Origin of the sequence: Amycolatopsis sp. MtRt-6 (genome assembly GCF_017308975.1) — a bacterium.
GTDB lineage: Bacteria > Actinomycetota > Actinomycetes > Mycobacteriales > Pseudonocardiaceae > Amycolatopsis.
In genome coordinates this window covers 1-17,227 of record NZ_JADWPD010000021.1, presented here as the reverse complement: position 1 = coordinate 17,227, position 17,227 = coordinate 1, and the positions used below count along the sequence as shown (strand labels likewise).

General features: G+C 65.3%; 18 protein-coding genes and 2 pseudogenes. 8 read left to right on the top strand and 12 right to left on the bottom strand.

The annotated features are described in order from the left end of the window. Window positions 1-12 precede the first annotated feature (12 nt). Together I4Q55_RS30415 and I4Q55_RS30410 are read left to right on the top strand one after the other, a co-directional pair. Window positions 13-336: a hypothetical protein gene (locus tag I4Q55_RS30415; RefSeq protein WP_206792497.1), complete on the top strand. Its 324-nt coding sequence runs from the start codon at window positions 13-15 to the stop codon at window positions 334-336. Continuing rightward, window positions 336-1,718, top strand: a complete 1,383-nt coding sequence (locus tag I4Q55_RS30410) for an NDP-hexose 2,3-dehydratase family protein (RefSeq protein ID WP_206792495.1) — start codon at window positions 336-338, stop codon at window positions 1,716-1,718. The genes I4Q55_RS30415 and I4Q55_RS30410 overlap by 1 nt, the downstream gene beginning before the upstream one ends. A 17-nt stretch (window positions 1,719-1,735) precedes the next feature. Here I4Q55_RS30410 and I4Q55_RS51030 read toward each other — a convergent pair whose 3' ends face one another. From I4Q55_RS51030 to I4Q55_RS30395, 4 genes are all read right to left on the bottom strand, one after another. Next, window positions 1,736-2,080, bottom strand: coding sequence for a putative immunity protein (locus I4Q55_RS51030; protein WP_374194499.1), 345 nt, complete (start codon window positions 2,078-2,080; stop codon window positions 1,736-1,738). Window positions 2,081-2,298: 218 nt separating this feature from the next. Beyond that, window positions 2,299-2,520: an MbtH family protein gene (locus I4Q55_RS30405; protein WP_206792493.1), complete on the bottom strand. Its 222-nt coding sequence runs from the start codon at window positions 2,518-2,520 to the stop codon at window positions 2,299-2,301. A gap of 254 nt (window positions 2,521-2,774) precedes the next feature. Further along, window positions 2,775-4,004 (bottom strand): pyridoxal phosphate-dependent aminotransferase, encoded by a 1,230-nt coding sequence (locus I4Q55_RS30400; protein ID WP_206792491.1) that lies wholly within the window; start codon window positions 4,002-4,004, stop codon window positions 2,775-2,777. 277 nt (window positions 4,005-4,281) lie between these two features. Then, window positions 4,282-5,058, bottom strand: a complete 777-nt coding sequence (locus I4Q55_RS30395) for a thioesterase II family protein (protein ID WP_206792489.1) — start codon at window positions 5,056-5,058, stop codon at window positions 4,282-4,284. Between the two features lie 112 nt (window positions 5,059-5,170). On the opposite strand from I4Q55_RS30395, the gene I4Q55_RS30390 reads away from it, so the two are divergent. Next, window positions 5,171-6,442, top strand: coding sequence for a cytochrome P450 (locus I4Q55_RS30390; RefSeq protein ID WP_206792488.1), 1,272 nt, complete (start codon window positions 5,171-5,173; stop codon window positions 6,440-6,442). On the opposite strand, the gene I4Q55_RS30385 is transcribed toward I4Q55_RS30390, so the two are convergent. Both I4Q55_RS30385 and I4Q55_RS30380 read right to left on the bottom strand, forming a co-directional pair. Further along, the gene (locus tag I4Q55_RS30385; RefSeq protein WP_206792486.1) at window positions 6,412-6,846 is read right to left on the bottom strand and encodes a transposase; all 435 of its coding nucleotides are present in this window, start codon (window positions 6,844-6,846) and stop codon (window positions 6,412-6,414) included. The two genes, I4Q55_RS30390 and I4Q55_RS30385, sit on opposite strands and share 31 nt — an antisense overlap. Before the next feature lie 40 nt (window positions 6,847-6,886). Further along, window positions 6,887-8,656 (bottom strand): non-ribosomal peptide synthetase, encoded by a 1,770-nt coding sequence (locus I4Q55_RS30380; RefSeq protein ID WP_206792484.1) that lies wholly within the window; start codon window positions 8,654-8,656, stop codon window positions 6,887-6,889. 247 nt (window positions 8,657-8,903) lie between these two features. Here I4Q55_RS30380 and I4Q55_RS30375 point away from each other — a divergent pair, with 247 nt between their 5' ends. The 3 genes and pseudogenes from I4Q55_RS30375 to I4Q55_RS51025 form a co-directional block, all read left to right on the top strand. After that, window positions 8,904-10,505: a (2,3-dihydroxybenzoyl)adenylate synthase gene (locus tag I4Q55_RS30375; protein ID WP_206792482.1), complete on the top strand. Its 1,602-nt coding sequence runs from the start codon at window positions 8,904-8,906 to the stop codon at window positions 10,503-10,505. A gap of 446 nt (window positions 10,506-10,951) precedes the next feature. Beyond that, on the top strand, window positions 10,952-11,386 hold the full coding sequence (locus I4Q55_RS30370; RefSeq protein WP_206792480.1) for a VOC family protein: 435 nt from the start codon (window positions 10,952-10,954) through the stop codon (window positions 11,384-11,386). Between the two features lie 421 nt (window positions 11,387-11,807). Next, window positions 11,808-11,960, top strand: a pseudogene (locus tag I4Q55_RS51025) (hypothetical protein); the annotation flags it as partial. On the opposite strand, the gene I4Q55_RS30360 reads toward I4Q55_RS51025, so the two are convergent. Continuing rightward, the gene (locus I4Q55_RS30360) at window positions 11,917-12,645 is read right to left on the bottom strand and encodes an SDR family NAD(P)-dependent oxidoreductase (RefSeq protein WP_206792478.1); all 729 of its coding nucleotides are present in this window, start codon (window positions 12,643-12,645) and stop codon (window positions 11,917-11,919) included. The pseudogene I4Q55_RS51025 and the gene I4Q55_RS30360 sit on opposite strands and share 44 nt — an antisense overlap. Before the next feature lie 397 nt (window positions 12,646-13,042). Here I4Q55_RS30360 and I4Q55_RS30355 point away from each other — a divergent pair, with 397 nt between their 5' ends. Beyond that, on the top strand, window positions 13,043-13,888 hold the full coding sequence (locus I4Q55_RS30355) for an alpha/beta hydrolase (protein WP_242547062.1): 846 nt from the start codon (window positions 13,043-13,045) through the stop codon (window positions 13,886-13,888). A gap of 106 nt (window positions 13,889-13,994) precedes the next feature. Here the strand turns inward: I4Q55_RS30355 and I4Q55_RS50275 are convergent, their stop codons facing one another. The 4 genes from I4Q55_RS50275 to I4Q55_RS49515 all read right to left on the bottom strand — a co-directional run bounded on the left by I4Q55_RS50275 (window position 13,995) and on the right by I4Q55_RS49515 (window position 16,317). After that, window positions 13,995-14,498, bottom strand: a complete 504-nt coding sequence (locus I4Q55_RS50275; RefSeq protein WP_206792474.1) for a winged helix-turn-helix domain-containing protein — start codon at window positions 14,496-14,498, stop codon at window positions 13,995-13,997. Between the two features lie 431 nt (window positions 14,499-14,929). Then, window positions 14,930-15,058 (bottom strand): 3-hydroxyacyl-CoA dehydrogenase NAD-binding domain-containing protein, encoded by a 129-nt coding sequence (locus tag I4Q55_RS49520; RefSeq protein ID WP_242547061.1) that lies wholly within the window; start codon window positions 15,056-15,058, stop codon window positions 14,930-14,932. Between the two features lie 358 nt (window positions 15,059-15,416). After that, on the bottom strand, window positions 15,417-15,839 hold the full coding sequence (locus I4Q55_RS30345; RefSeq protein ID WP_206792472.1) for a hypothetical protein: 423 nt from the start codon (window positions 15,837-15,839) through the stop codon (window positions 15,417-15,419). Between the two features lie 130 nt (window positions 15,840-15,969). Continuing rightward, the gene (locus I4Q55_RS49515; protein WP_242547123.1) at window positions 15,970-16,317 is read right to left on the bottom strand and encodes a hypothetical protein; all 348 of its coding nucleotides are present in this window, start codon (window positions 16,315-16,317) and stop codon (window positions 15,970-15,972) included. A 35-nt stretch (window positions 16,318-16,352) separates the two neighbouring features. Here I4Q55_RS49515 and I4Q55_RS49510 point away from each other — a divergent pair, with 35 nt between their 5' ends. Continuing rightward, window positions 16,353-16,544 (top strand): hypothetical protein, encoded by a 192-nt coding sequence (locus tag I4Q55_RS49510; RefSeq protein ID WP_242547122.1) that lies wholly within the window; start codon window positions 16,353-16,355, stop codon window positions 16,542-16,544. On the opposite strand, the pseudogene I4Q55_RS49505 reads toward I4Q55_RS49510, so the two are convergent. Next, a pseudogene (locus tag I4Q55_RS49505) lies at window positions 16,529-16,852 on the bottom strand (helix-turn-helix transcriptional regulator); the annotation flags it as partial. The gene I4Q55_RS49510 and the pseudogene I4Q55_RS49505 sit on opposite strands and share 16 nt — an antisense overlap. Between the last annotated feature and the right edge of the window lie 375 nt (window positions 16,853-17,227).

Below are 17,227 nucleotides of genomic sequence, written 5' to 3'. Positions count from 1 at the left end.
TCGACTGGCTCCGTGCTCAGGGAGGCGCACAGCGTGATCAATATCCTCCAGCCGACGTTGGGTGCGGACGAACTTTCCGCAGTCTGCAACGTTTTCGCCTCTTCGTGGGTCGAGCGGGAGCGGATGACCCCGGTCGGCTCCTGTTCGGAAGGCGGCTTCGTGTCGATGCAACTCGTCGGCGCCGGTCCGCGGACCGAGGTGGTGCTGCCGGCCGAGCAGGAGTACCTTGACGCCTTCGCCGGCGCCGGCTCCCCCGCGTGGCACATCGCCAGCCCGCTGAGCAAGCACGCGCTGTACGTCGGCGTGCGGGAGCGCACAGACGGTCGGGAGCGGTGATGGCGAGCCCGCTGGAGCAGGAGGGATCGGAGGCCGACATCGTCGCGGACCTCGCCGTGTCGGCGGCCACGACGCGTGGATTCCACGTGTCCACTGTCGAGTTCGACGCCTGGCTGGCAGAACGTTGTGTGGCCTACGATTTCGAGGTCTCGCGTGTCCCGTTCGACGAACTCGACCACTGGACGTTCGCCGACGACAGTGGAAATCTGACCCACCGCAGCGGCCGATTCTTCACGGTCGAAGGGTTGCGAGTGCGGGCAGCGGACGGAGCGGTGCCGGAGTGGCATCAGCCGATCATCAATCAGCCGGAGATCGGCATCCTTGGCATCGTCGCCAAGAGGTTCGGCGGCGTCCTGCACTTCCTCATGCAGGCGAAAATGGAACCGGGGAACGTCAACCTCGTGCAACTGTCGCCGACGGTGCAGGCCACGAAGAGCAATTACCGCAGGGCGCACGGCGGCAACGAGGTGGCCTACCTGCACCACTTCATCGGCCCGCGACGCGGCAAGGTGATCGTCGACGTGCTTCAGTCCGAGCACGGTTCGTGGTTCTACCGCAAGCGCAATCGCAACATGGTTGTCGAGGTAGCTGAGCACGTCGAGGTCGGACGCGACTTCTGCTGGCTGACTCTCGGCCAGATCAACGAACTTCTGGCTCGCGACTACGTCGTCAACATGGACTCGCGGACGGTGCTGTCCTGCCTGCCGGCGAGTTCGGTGCCCGCGTGGTCGCGTGACGCCGCCCTGCCCGGCGCGCACCGAAGCACGCACGCGTTGCTGAGGTGGCTCACCGAACGGCAGGTCGACAGCGAACTCGACGCACAACGGGTGCGCCTGACCGACCTCCCCGAGTGGATCCGCACCGACTGGGAAATCACGCGAGGTGACGGCAGGTTCTTCAGTGTCGTGGGGGTGTCGGTTCGCGCGGGCACCCGCGAGGTGTCGAGCTGGCACCAACCGCTGATCGAGCAGCACGGTTACGGGATCGTGGCTTTCGTCGTCACGGAGTTCCGCGGCGTCCTGCACGTTCTGGTCCGCGCGACGATGGAGGCAGGCTTCCTCGGCGCCATCGAGCTCGGCCCAACCGTGCAATGCGTTCCCGCCAACTACGCTCCGGGCAGCGCACCGTTTCTGTTGGACTACGTCATGGCAGCCGGCCCTGAGCGGATTCGCTACGCCGCTTTCCATTCGGAAGAAGGTGGCCGGTTCCGGAACGCGGCGAGCCAGTACATGATAATCGAGGCGGACGAGACGCTCCCCAAGCTACTGCCTTCCGACTACACCTGGGTCGCCGCGGGCCAGCTCGCCGAACTGCTGAGGCACAGCCATTACGTCAACGTTCAGGCCCGTAGCCTGGTGGCCTTCTTGAAGACGCTACCGTGAAGTGGTCGTCCGCCGGATCATGGCCGACCTGTGGGACAAGACCACTTGTCGGCATTATCCATACGATGACGCCGGCGCTCGGTGCCCAGCTGAGAACTCGCCCGCGGGCCGATCGCGCAGGTGGCGCGGGAGTTGGGGGTCAACGAGGGCACGCTGGGCAACTGGTGCGCCCGGGATCGTCGTGCGCGTGAGGGTGGCGATGGTAGCCGCAACACCATCGAGCGGGCATTCGGCCACGTAAAGCAATGGCGCGGGGCCGCCGCATGCGGAGCATGCGTTGGCACGTGAGTCGTCGCAGCAGCATGACCGGCCGCCCGGGCTGCAGCCCTCGCCCAGACGTCACTCACGTCGCGAGCAGCCATGCCCGACCCGCCTTGATCGCCATCCGCCGGGGGGGTCGTCATCCGCCGCCACGCGGGCGAAGTTCTGAGCACATGCTCACAGCACGAGCGAGCGATGGTCCTCTCGTGCGATAGGTCCCTCGTCCATGTCCGAGCCGGACGGCAGCACACTTCTACGGATCTGACCGGTATACGCATCCAATCCTGGACGGTCCGGAGCAGCGCGGCTGCGAGCCGCGTTACGCCTTGTCGGCCGCCATCGCTTCCTGCAGACTTCGCGGCCGCATGTCGGTCCAGTTCTCCTCGACATAGGCGAGGCTCTCGGCTCGCGTCGCCGGACCGAACTTGACCTGCCAGCCGGCCGGAACGTCCTCGAACGTCGGCCACAGTGAGTGCTGGCCCTCGTCATTGACCAGTACGAAGAACTCACCGTTCTCGTCATCGAAGGGGTTCACAGTCATGAGTCAGCTCCCGAATTGAGGTTGGTCAACAGCCCGTTGACAATGCGACTGATCTCAGCCGCATTGTCGGGCCAGTACATTTCTTGGTGCGTGCACTCCAGCCACGATCCGCCCGACGACCCTGGCGAAGCATGCCGCGATCGCCTCCACGGTCGACCTGTCGAAGAGGTCGCTCGCGTATTCGACGCCGCCGACAACCGACCGGCCGGTCTCGTCTGCCACGCGAACATCACCTGGAACAGGAGCTCATGAAGTCACCGCGCCTTCCGCTCGTCAACGAAGGCGAGAAGTGCATCCACACCCGACTTGAGAACCTCTGGATTCACGCAGAAGGCGATCCGCACAAGGTTGTCCGCATGGGAATCAGTGTCCATCGCTACCAGAGCGCCTCGATCATCAAGCTGCGGACGTAACCCGAACCCCGAGCCGGGAACAACGGCCACACTACGTTCCGCGAGCAACTGCGCTGAGAAGGCCTCTGCTCCCAGACCGGTGCTACTGATATCCACCATCGCGTACCACCCGCCGGGTGGCAGTTCGCGGATCAGGCCGGCGTCTCGAAGTGCGGGCAACACGGTGTCTCTGTTCTGCTGTACCAACTTGCGGTTCGCCGCTGCAACATCGGGCATCTGCAGCGCCGCGATTCCGCCGTACTGCACCGGTGTCGGCGGAGCGATGATGCCGGCCTCTTGCACCACCCTCATCCCGGCGGCTGCCTCGTCCGTCGCCGGCACGACGTAGCCGAGCCGGTAGCCCGTCATCGCCAGGCTCTTGGAGAACGTGAAGACGCTGTGCACAATCCGCTTCTCCACGGGCAGTTGGCGTTCACTTGCCGCCAGGGACAGATGGTCGCCCTCGTACACGAAGTGCTCGTATGCCTCGTCGCTGATCACCTGCCATCCACGATCGCGCGCGAGTGTGAGCAGACCCTCTATCCGGTCCGCGTCCAGTACCGCGCCGGTGGGATTGGCCGGCGAGTTCACCAGAAGGATCCGGCTGTTGGGTCCCGACCTCTCGGCGATCGATTCGAGGTCCGGGAAGTACCTGTCGTCGAGTGAGTAGAACACCGGGCGCAGACCCGCGAGCAGGCTCTGCTGCACATGGATCGGCCAGTGCAGCTCAGGAAGCAGGATCTCGGTCCCCGGTTCGGCCAGCGACAGCAACAGCGCCTGCAATCCTTGACAGGAGCCCGGCGTAACGAAGATCCGCGAGATCGGCGCGTCGATGCGGTTCTCCCGTTCCAGCTTCGCACTCAACGCGCGCCGCAGTTCCGGAAGACCTTCGACATCGGTGTACGACGTCCGGCCAGCCCGCTGAGCTTCCGCGATCGCCTCGGCGACCTCGGGAGGGGAGGTGAAGTACGGCTCTCCGACGTGAAGCCTGGTCACCGGTGACCCGGTGGCCAGCGCGCGGGCGTCGGCGGCACGAAAGATCTGGTGCAGCGACGACGACGGAATCGCTGTGGCAATAGGCGGATGGCTCATCGTTTCGGTCCCCAACTCATGGTCAGTTGCGCGGTCACTGTCAGGTCGAGACACTGCTGCTAGGCGGATGAAGTCGTGCGGCCACGCACCACGGGTAGCTGCACCGATGATCCAGCCGGCGAAGTCCGGGTCGAGTAGGCGGGCCACTCCGTCGTCTTCGCGAACCGGCCCACAGGGGGTACCGGTGAGCAGGTCGGCTCGTCGTTGACCAGGCCATCTAGCCGGCCGAACCGTTCGATGGGGCCGGCAACGATGATGACGGAGCGCTCGGCGATGCTCACGACACCGCCCGTCGCCGCAGACCATCGATCGCTACGTCGGCGAAGACGTCCTCGAGCAGGTCACCGACTGCCGAGAAGACGTGGAAGTGCCCACCATCGCGACGACGTACGGAGAATGACCCAGTGGTGACTTCGCCCCACTCAACCAGCTCGGACTCGTTCACGAGTGGATCGCCGATGCCGTGGTAACAGATCACCGGACAGTCGAGCGAGGGTGAGTTCACCGGCGGTTCGTAGAGCTCGTTGGCCCTGATATCCGAGCGCAGAATCGGCAGCAGAACCCCACGCAAGTCGGCGTCGGCGGCAATCTCCGGCTCAACTCCACCGTAGCCGCAAACGATCGACCACAGTTCGTCGTCGTCATGGAGATGGGTTTCCCCCCCACCGGCCAGCCGCGGCGGAGACGACGCCGAGACAACGAGTTGCACCGGGCGTACTCCGCTGCGCTGCAACGCGAGCGCGGTCTCGTAGGCCACTAAGGCGCCGAAACTGTGCCCGAACAACAGCAGCGGGACGTGGGACTCGAGAGTCAGGAGTTCCGCGCTCACGGACGACGCCATCCGCCGGACATCCTCCACGGCGGATTCGGCGAACCTGTCGCCACGACCCGGGTACTGGACCACCACCAGTTCGGCCTGGGCGGGCAGCTCGTTCGCAAAGCCAGCATAGCTCGCGGCCGCACCACCGGCGTGCGGAAAGCAGACGAGCCGGATCGCCGGCCGCGGGGTGACGTTCGACCACCGTAGCCAACCTCGGTCCCCGGTAGGAGTCATGACCTCCACCTAACGCTCAAGCAGACATGCTCAATCAGAGCCTTGCACCTCTGCGGGTGGCCAGGCTTAAATCTTTCGGCTCTCAGTCACCGGTGAAGGAACTACGCAAGACATGCCGGACTCGACGAATCGCCTAGTCACGCTGGCAATTGCTGTCCGCACAACGGTCCGGCTGAAGGAGACGCAGGTGGGTGCTGGCGAGTTTCTCGATCTCACGGATCCGGCGACGTTTGTTCGGCACGAACCCCGCGACTACTGGCAGGAGATCCGGTCGCAGCATCCCATCTACTGGCACGACTCCCCCGGCGATCTGCCGGGATTCTGGGTGGTCACCAGGTTCAGCGACATACAGGCGGCGTACCGCAACGCCAAATTCCTGAGCTCGGCGCGCGGCACCGTGCTCGACGTACTCCTGCACGGCAACGACTCCGCAAGCGACAAGATGCTCGCCGTCACCGATCGCCCCCGCCACCAGCAGTTGCGGAACCTGATGCTGCGGGCGTTCTCCCCCAAGGTCCTCGGACCGGTGGTCGAGCGGGTCGAGCAACGCACCCGGAGTCTGGTCGCCAGCGTGGTTGATGTGGGCACGTTCGACTTCGCCGCCGAGGTCGCCGAGCACATCCCGATGACGACGATCTGCGATCTCCTGTCAATCCCCGACGGCGACCGCGCCGAGCTGCTCAGGTGGAACAAGCTGGCCCTGTCCGCGGACAGCGAGGAGGTTGACGATCTCGACTCGCTGATCGCCCGCAACGACATCGTTTCCTACTTCATGGATCTCGCCAAGCATCGCCGGGAGAATCCAGGCGATGACGTCATCACCATGATCGCGAGCACGCAGGTCGACGGCGAGCTGCTCACCGAGGAGGAGGTCGCCCTGAACTGCTACAGCCTCATCCTGGGCGGCGATGAATCGTCCCGGATGTCAGCGATCGGAGGGGTCAAAGCGCTGGCCGAGAACCCTGGGCAGTGGGCCGCGCTGCGGGCCGGCGTCGCCTCCCTCGACGACGCGGTCGAGGAGGTGCTGCGCTGGGTCACGCCCGCTATGCACTTTGCCCGGACCGCGCTCATCGACCTGGAGATCGCCGGTCAGAAGATCCGGGCCGGGGACATCGTCACTTTGTGGAACACCTCGGCCAACGACGATGAGACAGTGTTTCCCGATCCGCGAACCTTGGACCTGGCACGCAAGTCCAACAAGCACCTCACCTTCGGCCACGGGCCGCACTTCTGTGTCGGTGCGTTTCTGGGCCGGGCGGAACTGCGGGCCCTGTTGTCCTCGCTCGCGGAGTCGGTGCGTTCGATCGAGCTGGCTGGCACGCCCTCGCGGATCTACTCGAACTTCCTGTTCGGCTACAGTAGTTTGCCCGTCAACTTTCGGTGAGCGGACTGAGCTTCCCCCCGTTTCAGCAGCACCGCGTTCTCCTCCGCTCGAGGTGAGAGCGGCCGATCGCGCCATTCGTAGTATCCGGAGCGAGACACGTTCAATACCCGGCAGGCCACCGCGACATCGATACCGTCGGCGGCGAGTTCACGGACCAGCACCTGCCGGTTCTTCCGGCGCAGCTCGGCGAGTTCCTTCTTCTCCGCGCTGGTCAGCCGGGTGGCCGAGCCGTTGGCGTCGGCGTCGGCCTGGGCCATCCACTTGCGCAGGCAGGACTCGCTGATGCCCAGATCCTTGGCCAGCGCGGCGACCGGCTTGTCGCCGAGGCGAGCCAGCTCGACGGCACGCTGACGAAACTCAGCCGGGTGTGGTGCAGTCGCCAGAACATCCTCCCTGGTGACCACAGGTCACCTCAGGTCAGGTGTCCGGAGAACCGGGGGAAGCTCAGGCCGCCTCAGTCGTCGGTGAGACGGCCCTCTCCACCACTAGCGCAAACTCCGAGATATTGCCGGCCTCGAAGAGTGAGCGTATCGGGATCTTGATGCCGAGGTCCTGCCGGATCCGGGCGGCCAGCTTCGTCGCCAGCACAGAGTGCCCACCGATCTCGAAGAAGTTCTGATCTGGGGTGACCACCGACAGGCCCAGGAGCTCGGCGACGATCGCGCACAGCACATCGGCGTACGGCATACCCTCCTGCCAGCTGACCTGTTCGGCAGGGGGCTTGGCGGGGCGCGGTCGCAACGCCTTCCGGTCGATCTTTCCGTTGTGCGTCGTCGGAAGTTGGTCGAGCAGGGTGACTGTCGACGGCACCATGTGATCCGGCAACATACGGCGGACATGGTGGCGCAGCTCCGACTCGGTCACTTCTTCCCCCGGCGACGTCGTCACGTACGCAACCACACGGGCGTCTGCCAGTTCTCCTTCCACCGCGGCGACGGCGAGTTTGACCGCGGCGTGACCGGCTAAGACTGCCTCGACCTCGGCAAGCTCGACCCGGAAGCCACGAACCTTTACCTGTGCATCGGCGCGACCCGAGAAAAGGATCTCTCCATCAGTCCGACGCGAGCCGCGGTCGCCGGAGCGGTACATCCGACTGCCGGGTGCTCCCTGTGGATCGGCAACAAAACGGGTGGCAGTGAGGCTCGGACGGTTGAGATAACCGCGGGCTAGCCCGGGCCCGGACAGGTACAGCTCCCCTTCGGCGCCGTCGGCAACTTCTTGCATACGCTCGTCGAGCACTTGGACGGTCTCGCCGAGCCAGGGCGTCCCGATGGTGATCTCGCCGACAGCCGGATCGACCGGTCCGCTGAGGGTGGAGCCGACAGTCACCTCGGTCGGACCGTAACCGTTGAAGAGCCGTCGACCGGGTGCCCACTTGCGGACCAAGGTCGGCGTACATGTATCGCCCGTCGACATCACCGTGCCGCCTAGCAGAACGCCATCGGCGTCAGTGGCACTCAAGGCCACCGGCGGCAAGGTCGCGTGGGTGATCCGGTGCCTGAGCAGGGTGTCCCGCAACGGATCTCCCGGCAGGACGTCGTCTGAGGACACCATGACCAGCGCGGCACCGGACAGAAGTGCAAGGGTGATGTCCCAAAATGCGGCGTCGAAGCTGATCGACGCCCACTGCAGCACCCGGTCACCAGGGCCCGGACCGATTCGGTGCGCGTGAGTTGCGAGCATATCGCCCGTACCTGCATGTGTCACCGCCACGCCCTTCGGCGTACCAGTGGAGCCTGACGTGTATATCACGTACATCAAGTGGGATATGTACAACGGAGACAGCCGCTCAGCGTCAGTCAGGTCGCCGGTCGCCTCACCTCGGATGTCCGCCTGCAGGTCAGGGTCGTCTATCACGTAGTCGGCCACCTCGTCACTTAGGCAGCGAACCTGGCTCGACCGGATCACCAGGACGGGGCCCGCGTCGTCGATGACGTGCGCCAGCCGATCATCAGGGTAGGTCGGGTCCAGCGGAAGATACGCGCCGCCGGCCTTCAGCACGGCCAGCAGCACGATGATCAGATCTTCCGAACGCGGTATAGCAACCGCCACCAAGGAATCCGGCCCGACTCCTAGGGCCACCAAGCGCCTGGCCAGCTGGTTCGCGTGGGTGTTCAGCTCGGCGTAACTCAAACAGGTGTCACCGAAGATGACCGCGGGCTGGTCGGGGAAGCGGGCAACAGCCGACTCGAACAACTCCGGAACCGTGGACAAGGTTCAACTCCTTGGATCAGCCGACTCATGGAAGGGACACCGCACCTGCTGCGGACCCTAGAAGCCCAGGCCGATGACGACCATCGAACTGACAGAGACAGGACAGCCCCGGGCCAAACTCACACGGGACTCCTGTCGCGTCTCTGTCAGCACCATTGCCTGACGGCGGCGGATGCCAGATGGTGAAGACCGTTGGCCTGTCGTACCGCTGTCCTCAGTTCGATATCTAGTCTGATCGGGAGCCGAGATGCTCGAAGGCTGCGTTTCCTGGCCCGACGAACTCGCCGAGCAGTATCGCCGCCAGGGTTACTGGCAAGGGCGATCGCTGGGCGAGCTCCTGGAGGCGGCCTGCGCCGAACATGCCACCAAGGTGGCTGTCGTGTACGGCGAACAGCGGCTCACGTACGCGGACCTCGCAGCCCGCTCCGACCTCGTAGCCCGGCAGTTCGTAGCTCGTGGGATTGGCCCGCTCGATCGGGTCGTCGTGCAGTTACCAAACGTGCCGGAGTTCGCGACCGTGGTTTTCGCGTTGTTCCGGCTGGGTGCCATTCCGGTGCTGGCTCTGCCGGGGCATCGCAAGCACGAGCTCGTTCACCTGGCCTCGCAGTCCGGCGCCGTCGCACTGATCGTGATGAGCGAGTTCCGAGGCTTCGACTACCGGCACCTCGCCCAAGAGGTGCAGCAAGACGTCCCAGGGGTCGAGCAGGTGCTGATTGCGAACGAGCTCGCCGACAGCGCGCCGGAGACGCGGTATCCGCAGGTCGATCCGTCCGAGCCGGCTTTCTTTCTGCTCTCCGGCGGGACGACTGGCCGGCCGAAACTGATCCCCCGCACGCACAACGACTACGCGTACAACATGCTGGCTAGCGCGGACGCGCTCCGGGTCGACAGCACGTCGACGTACCTGGCCGTGAACCCGGTCGCCCACAACGCCGCGCTCGGCTGCCCTGGGCTGTTCGGAACGCTGCTCGTCGGTGGCAAGGTCGTACTCGCCCCGACTTATCGGCTGGCGGAGCTAATCGGGCTCATCCGTGCGGAGCAGGTCACGCTCACGACGTTGGTACCGGGAACCGTGCGGCTTTGGCTCGACTACGCACAGCGGACGCCTGTCGACCTTTCCGGCGTCCACTTGCAGATCGGCAGTTCCAAGCTGACACCAGCGCAGGCCGAGGAAGCGCGCAAGGTCCTGAACTGCGACCTGAGTCAGTGGTTCGGTGTCGGCGAAGGGCTCCTCACCTACACTCGGCTTGACGACCCGGATGAGGTGAGGTTCAACACCGAGGGCCGTCCAATGGCTCCCGACGACGAAATCCGGGTTGTAGACGACGCCGGCCACGACGTACCGGACAACGTCGAAGGTGAGCTACTGACGCGAGGTCCGTACACCATACGCGGCTACTACCGTGCCGAACAGGAGAACGCCGACTCCTTCACGTCGGATGGGTTCTTCCGGACCGGGGACCTGGTGCGACGTAGGCCGGACGGCAACATCGTCGTCGTCGGCCGGCTCAAAGACGTGATCAACCGGTCTGGCGACAAGGTTCCGGTCGAGGAGGTGGAGGAACAGCTCATGGCGCATCCCGGCGTCCGGGACGCGGCGGTCGTGGGGGTCGAGGACCCAGTGCTGGGTGAGCGCACCTACGCATTCGTCGTCCTGCGAGACGAGAGCGTCGAGCTCCAAGCCCTGAAGGTATTCCTGCGAGATCGCGGTCTCGCGACCTACAAGATCCCGGACAAGCTCGTGTCCGTCTCCGAACTGCCCCGCACGCCGGTAGGTAAGGCAGACAAGGTCGCACTGCGCGCCCTGGCCGCCTTCACCCCGCCCGGCGCCAGCGCACAGGCGGCATGAAACACCCCCGCGCCGGGCTCCGAGTTCGGCTCGTCCCTCGCCGCGCAAGCATGGGCGTCGTCCTCGCCGGGGTCAAGGCCAAACCCTCCGGGTGGCCTCCGGCCAGCCTTGACCCCTCCTGCGGGCGTGCGCCCAACAGCAAGCCAGACCGAGCTCCCGGTCAGCCTGTTGCGACGAGCGCTGGTCTGCGTGGATCACCGCGAACAGGCCCGCAACGAAGGCGAATGCCGGCAACTGGCCGAGGACGAAATCGGCCTATCACTGGTCCCCTGTGCGTCCACCCCGGCAAGTGGGCTCAATATCGCGAGCTCTCCATCGAGAGTCACCCCGACGACGTACTCGACCCCTCCTCCATCCGCGGCCACGTGCCTGCGACTCCCAGCTGACTTGCTGGGCCCAAGGTGTCGGCCAGGGGCCGTCACCCCTTCCTAGCCCCGGAGGTGCCGGTGTACGACCCCGACGCTGGATTCCCCGGAGTAGTCGTCGAACTTGGCTACACCGACGTACCGGCCGCCGTAGCCTGGCTCGCCCGGGTCTTCGGCTTCCGCGAACTACTCCGCCAAACCGTCGACGGCACTGTCTGCCACGCCGACCTACACACCGGCGCCGGCGTCGTCATGCTCGCCAAGGTCGGCGAGCGGCTCACCATCCCGCCCACCGGTGTGCCAGCCGTTGCTCAGGTGATCGTCTGGGTCGATGACGTCGACAAGCACTACGCCCACTCGCGCGCCGAGGGCGCCCGAACCCTCCACGAACCCCGCGACAAACCCTGGGGCCTACGGCAGTACCTCGCCCTCGACCACGAGAACCACCTGTGGGAGTTCACCGAGCACGTCCGTAACGTCCCCGCCACCGAGTGGGGAGCGACGACGTTCGCATGATCGACACCGCCTCGCTACCACGGCAGCCGAAGGGATCACCTCGGCCTTGAACCACTCGACTCATCCGACTCGAGAGTGTCAGATCAACTGACACACCGCTCAACGACGACGAGCCAGCCGCCGTCGACGAGGGGCAGACCGCCCTCGACAGCCTGCTGGGACGGCTGATCGAGGAATAGACTCTCCACAGAATGGTACGGGTGTTGACGCCTTACACGGCGACGACCTCCCCGACTCGGATACCCGGCGTCATCAAAGATCACCGCCTCCGGCGCCAACGCATCACCCCCCCCGCATGACGATCTCGCGGGCTCTTTCCCAGGCGATTCCGCGAACTTCGACTCCGGCGTCGTCGTTGAGTGTGATGTGCGCCGGATTGCGGAGGACGCGCACGCGGTGACGGCCGTACCAGAAAGCGGAGACTGCGGCGGTAGCGCTGGCCGCGTTCGCTGATGGAGTGGCAGTCCACCGTGCGCTAGAGCCAGGCCTGATCACGAAAGAACGTGCCCGTCACCTGGCATGCAGCCGGATCAACTGGTCCGGCCGCCGTCGACCGGGAAGAGCACACCGGTGACCCACCCCGACGTGTCGTCATCGAGGAGCAGGGTGACCCACCGGGCGATCTCATCGGGTTCGCCGAACCTCTCCAACGGGGTCGACGCCAGCAAGTCCGCACGGAGGGTCTGGGTCTGTGGACCGGTAAGCCCCAGGTCGTCGTACATCGGCGTGTCGACCGGGCCGGGCAGGATCGCGTTCACCCGGACCTGTGGCGCCAGCTCCCGCGCCCACGACCGGGTCAGGCTGTTCACAGCGGCCTTTGTCGCGCCGTAGAGGGATCGGTTCGGCATCGCCAGAAGGCCACCGACCGACGACACGTTCACCACCGCGCCACGATGTCTACGCAGTTCCGGTAAGCAGGCCCGCAACACGTTCACCGGTCCACGGAGGTGCACCGCGAACATGTCGTCCAAATCGGACGGCGAGGAAAACTCGATCGGCGCGAAGCGCGCCAGGCCGGCATTGTTGACGACTCCGCTCACCGGACCGCACCGATCCGTCAGAGTCCGTATCGCGTGCTCGACCTCGGCTGCCGAACCGACGTCGGCGGGCAGCGTTACCACTTCACCGGGCTCGTCGCTGAGGTCATCGCGCAGAGCCAGCAGTGGTTCCTTGCGCCGACCGATCGCGCCTACCCGCGCGCCTGCCCGGCACAACCTTGCACACGTCGCACGGCCGATCCCCGAACCGGCGCCGGTCACGACTACAGTTCTGCCGGACAAGCTCATCCGCGTACGCTCCTCACTTGCAGTTTCCACGACGCTTCGCCCACAGCTGGCCGCACCAGACGCTACACGTGCCCCACGACACCGACCACACTTACGAAATGTCTTTGAAAGATGCTTAGACCGTGTCTCACGTGGGTTTATGATCTTGTGTCATGATCTTGGTTCGTGGTTGATCGGTTGTCGACCGCAAAGCCAGCCACTTCCTGGCATTCCTCACCCTCGCCGCCGCCCTTACCTCCTAAAAGAAACTCCGCAAAGCGGCCACATGAGACACGCTCTTAGATCAGTCTTTCAGAATTCTGTTAAGCAGTCGAAACGTTGCCAAGACAAATGTTAGCGTGTGACACCGTACTAGTTGGGGGTTATGATAATGACGACCATCTGGGGCGACTTGGACCAAGAGTACTCGCCCAGCTCGTGCATTACCGACATCGAGTACTACCTACACGAGTACGCCACACGTAGCGCAGGCGCCCGAGCCACATACCGGCATCATACCGTGCACTATGGGTATTCCGATGTCGAGCAACTTGACCTCTTTCCGAATTATGACGGCAACACACTGCTGGTCTACGTGCACGGCGGCAACTGGCAGCAGCTCAGCAAGAACGAGTCCAGCTTCGCCGCGCCTGCCGCCTTACACGCTGGCGCGGCCTTCGCTGCCCTGGGCTACGGTCTCGCACCGAACTACGACCTCGACGCGATTGTGGCAATGGTGCGCCGTGGCCTGCTGTGGCTGGTGGACAACGCGGACACCTATGGCATCGCGCCGGGCCGGATTCACCTCAGCGGCAGCTCAGCGGGTGCGCACCTGGTCGCCATGGCCCTAGCCGACGGCTGGCTGCCCGACGGGCGGACACCAGCCGAAGTGTTCGGCTCAGCCACACTGCTCAGCGGCATCTACGACCTCGACCCAGTCCGGCAGAGTTACGTCAACGATGCACTGAGTCTCACGGAGGAATCGGCTCGCCGCAACAGCCCCATCCAGCACGCCCCAGTCACGGCGCCACCGATCACCGTCGCCCGTGGCGGACTCGAGACACCGGAGTACGCCCGTCAGCACGACAACTACGTCGCTGCCCTACGCGCGAACGGAATCGCCGTCGAGGAAATGGTCCTCGCGCACCGGAATCACTTCGACCTGCCGTTCGACCTCGCCAACCCGGACACACCTGTCGGCAGCACCTTGGTTCGACTGCTAACCAGCAACAGCTGAGCATTGCGAGCGGTCGGCAGCCAGCCGGCAGCGCTCCCCGGCGTGCGCACGTGGCAGCGATCGCGATCACGTGATCCGACGACAAGTCCGCACCAGAGGCTTTGCTTCAGGAGCGCATAGCCTCCAGGATGTATCCTCGGCCCCACGCGGTGCGGATCGACAGATCGATCGACTGCAGTCTTCGGCGGAGCCGCATAATATGCAGGTCGAGCGAGTTCCTTGTAAGAGTCGTTACCTGCGTTGCCAAATAGTTCGTGAGCTCGTTGCGGTACACTACCTCGCCGAAGCGTTCGACGAGCAGGGCCATGAGGTGGGCCTGAGTGGTCGAGATCGTGATCGAGTGACTTCCGAAACTTAGAGTTCCCGCTGAGTCGATCCTCGGCGCCCGGCGGCTGTCGAACCGGTTCTGCAAGGCATTGACCCTCGCATCCAGGTCAACCCGAGATATCGGTTGGCGAGCCCAATCTTCAATCGGATCGTTGCTGACCGGCGGTACCGCGCCTCCTTCTACGACAAGTAATCGAGGTACCCCCTCAAGCTGATAGCGGTTCCGCAGGTCCGCCTGCGCGGGCCACCTGACGAAGACTACGTCGGAGTTCCGACTCCCCATCATTAGTCCTCCAGTCCCAACCCATAATCGCTTGTAGAAATATTCATCCCCGAGCTCTGCGGCGCCGACGTCGACTGGAGGGACTGAAGGCCCCCGCGATCCACCAGTTCGTAGACCGTTCCAACCCCATGTCGAACCGGTTGGTGCTTACCCGGGAACCTCGCCGATGATCTTGCGGGTGACGCCTCAGTGCGTCCGCTTCATGGCCCGCCAGTCCCGCATCGACAGTCGCCGGATCACCAAGATCCCCGGCGACCACGGGATGCGGCCACGATGTCGCTCTTGACCGCGGCGACGTCCGTGTACGCGGTGCCAAGGCCCCGCTCGACAGCGTCGGACAGTACGGCGGCGACGGTCGCGGCCGGGGTCGCCACGACGACGACATCGGTGGGCTCCCGCCCCCGGGGTGAGCGGAACGCCCGCGCCGCGACTCACCGCGGCGGCGAGCGCGTCGGCGTCGGGTCGGCCAGCCGGACGCGCACACCACTGCGGGTCAGCGCGAGTCCGATCGACGTACCGATCGTGCCGGCGCCGAACACGGTCACAGTGCGGAGGTCCACGAGAACGACGGTACGGCCGCCTATCGGAGGTCGTCCTCTCCTCGAGTGCACTCCCCCCGTTTCATCCTGGGGTGAACTCGTGGTTCTGCAAGCACCTGGGTGGCCTTTGCGGGGTTGTCCGGCGCGTCCGGGGCCGGCCGGGCTGCGTCGTCTCGTCGATCGTGGTGCCGAAGGGCGCGGACCCGTACTCGTGGATGGAGCCGACCTCGTTCCGGGCAGCACAGCTCGCACAGGGGTGGGGCGCCTCTGCTGATCGTCGGCACCTGCCGAGGTCGCCGGTCGCTCCGATGACCGCACGCAAGTCCGAAAGCAACGGTGGCATCACCCGCAGCTATGCTCGGCTGGCGAGCAGGAGCCGCTACACTCCCGCCACCGAGGCTGCCGCGACGATCCGCCTTCGTTCGAGCAGCTCTTCCGCCTCGGCCAACGGAACCCAGGCGATGTGCTGGGACTCGTGGCAGTCGACTGGCGGACCGACATAGCTGGCCCCGCGGCCACGAAGCACGAAATGCTCCGCATTGGCGATACCGGCCATCGGCTGGACATACGACAGCTCGGAGAGGAGTTCCCAGCTCCACGTGTCGGTTATGAATCGGTGCCGCCACAGCATCACCACCCGGTCCGCCTCGGTCACCGCGACGGCAACCGAGGGCGGCACCCTGACCAGATGGTTCTCGCACGTGACCCCGGTGGGAAGCTCCACCTCGGACAGTGCGAGATCGACCCACGGGCTGCGGTAGATCACCCGTTCGTCGCACACGGTCCACGTACGCGCGTTCATAACGTCGCTTCCAGTGCAATGCTCGTCTCGTAGTCGGGAAGCAGGCCCCGGTCCAGCGCCTCGGCCAGCGAGGGGGCCAAGAACCTGTGGCGCAGGGCGCCGAACGTCGTCGCCATCATCGCTCCCCTGGTCAGGCCGCAACCCGCAACTCGGGACGGGCCAGATCGCGGCTCATACCGTGTGGGAAGGTGTCGAAGGCCAGCGTGATCGCGATGGGCGGATCGGTCGGTTGCAGTTCGCGCAACCGCAGGTACACCCTGGTGGCGCGACCCGGCGACACGGCGACCGGCTGCCGAACCGTGCCGAGGTAGATGCTCTCCGCGCCCCCGCTCTGCGCGCCCTCGGCGACCGCGAGCACGGTCCACCGCCCTGGCGGCACGTCCGAGATGGTCAGCCTGGTCGAGCCGACACCGGCCTGCGCGGCGTACGCCACGGGCCCGCACTGCGGGATGCGCTCGGCGAACAGGCCGACCAGCACGTTGGCCGGTGCGGCCTCGGCGGGCAGGGTCGACCGTGGCGGACATCGACGCCGCGCCCTGCACGGGCAGCCCGTTCGCGCCGGGCAGTGCCTCGGCCGGGGGCACCCGGTGGAAGTCGGGGCTCACGGCGAGCAGCAACTGGCGTACCTCCGGGCTGCGGTACTGGGTGGGGGTCATGCCGACCGCCTTGGTGAACCGGCTGGTGAACGTGCCGACGCTGTTGTAGCCGACGCTGCACACGACGTCGGCCACGGTGAGATCGGTGGTCAGCAGCAGCCGCTTGGCCTCGAACAACCGGACGGCGGTCAGGTAACGGCCCGGCGTGACGCCCGTCAGCTCCGCGAACACCCTGGAGAGATGAAAGGGGCTGACGAACACCTCAGCCGCTATCTGGCCGAGGGTGATGGGGTCGAAGTAAGATTGCGCATCGCCGAAATTGCTTGCTGGACGGCAAGTTGCATAGGTCTCTCCTCCGGTCCTCGAGAACGATCCGCAACCGCCGGATCCACTCGACTCCCCAATGGACTCCAGCATTGGCGGCACAGTCCGGAACCCTGGAGATAAAAATGTCCTATCTGCTGTGGTCCCTGCTCACTCGCGGCCTCTCACTTTCCGGCTCGTCATTGCTTCCGACGTCTGCGTCGACGAATCGCGCCGTCAACCTCGTCTGGGAGCTAGCATGACCCCACCTGTTCTCACGCACCTCAAAGAGGGGTCAAGGACCAGACAAGTCAGTGGTACCCAGCCGGTGGCACGGGCAGTGCGCACGCGGTTGGCCGCTGGGGGGGTGTCCCTATGTGGTTGTCAAGCGGCAGTGGGGGCCGGAGCGGGTTCGGGATGCCGGTAGTGGGTGCCGTTGCGGAGCATGGCGTAGAGGACGTCGCAGCGGCGGCGGGCGAGGCAGATGAG

Coding starts and splice junctions, on each gene's coding strand:
- I4Q55_RS30410 (WP_206792495.1), top strand. CDS start 336: ATGGCGAGCCCGCTGGAGCAGGAGGGATCGGAGGCCGACATCGTCGCG.
- I4Q55_RS51030 (WP_374194499.1), bottom strand. CDS start 2,080: ATGGCTGCTCGCGACGTGAGTGACGTCTGGGCGAGGGCTGCAGCCCGG.
- I4Q55_RS30405 (WP_206792493.1), bottom strand. CDS start 2,520: ATGACTGTGAACCCCTTCGATGACGAGAACGGTGAGTTCTTCGTACTG.
- I4Q55_RS30400 (WP_206792491.1), bottom strand. CDS start 4,004: ATGAGCCATCCGCCTATTGCCACAGCGATTCCGTCGTCGTCGCTGCAC.
- I4Q55_RS30395 (WP_206792489.1), bottom strand. CDS start 5,058: ATGACTCCTACCGGGGACCGAGGTTGGCTACGGTGGTCGAACGTCACC.
- I4Q55_RS30390 (WP_206792488.1), top strand. CDS start 5,171: ATGCCGGACTCGACGAATCGCCTAGTCACGCTGGCAATTGCTGTCCGC.
- I4Q55_RS30375 (WP_206792482.1), top strand. CDS start 8,904: ATGCTCGAAGGCTGCGTTTCCTGGCCCGACGAACTCGCCGAGCAGTAT.
- I4Q55_RS30355 (WP_242547062.1), top strand. CDS start 13,043: ATGACGACCATCTGGGGCGACTTGGACCAAGAGTACTCGCCCAGCTCG.
- I4Q55_RS50275 (WP_206792474.1), bottom strand. CDS start 14,498: ATGGGGAGTCGGAACTCCGACGTAGTCTTCGTCAGGTGGCCCGCGCAG.
- I4Q55_RS30345 (WP_206792472.1), bottom strand. CDS start 15,839: ATGAACGCGCGTACGTGGACCGTGTGCGACGAACGGGTGATCTACCGC.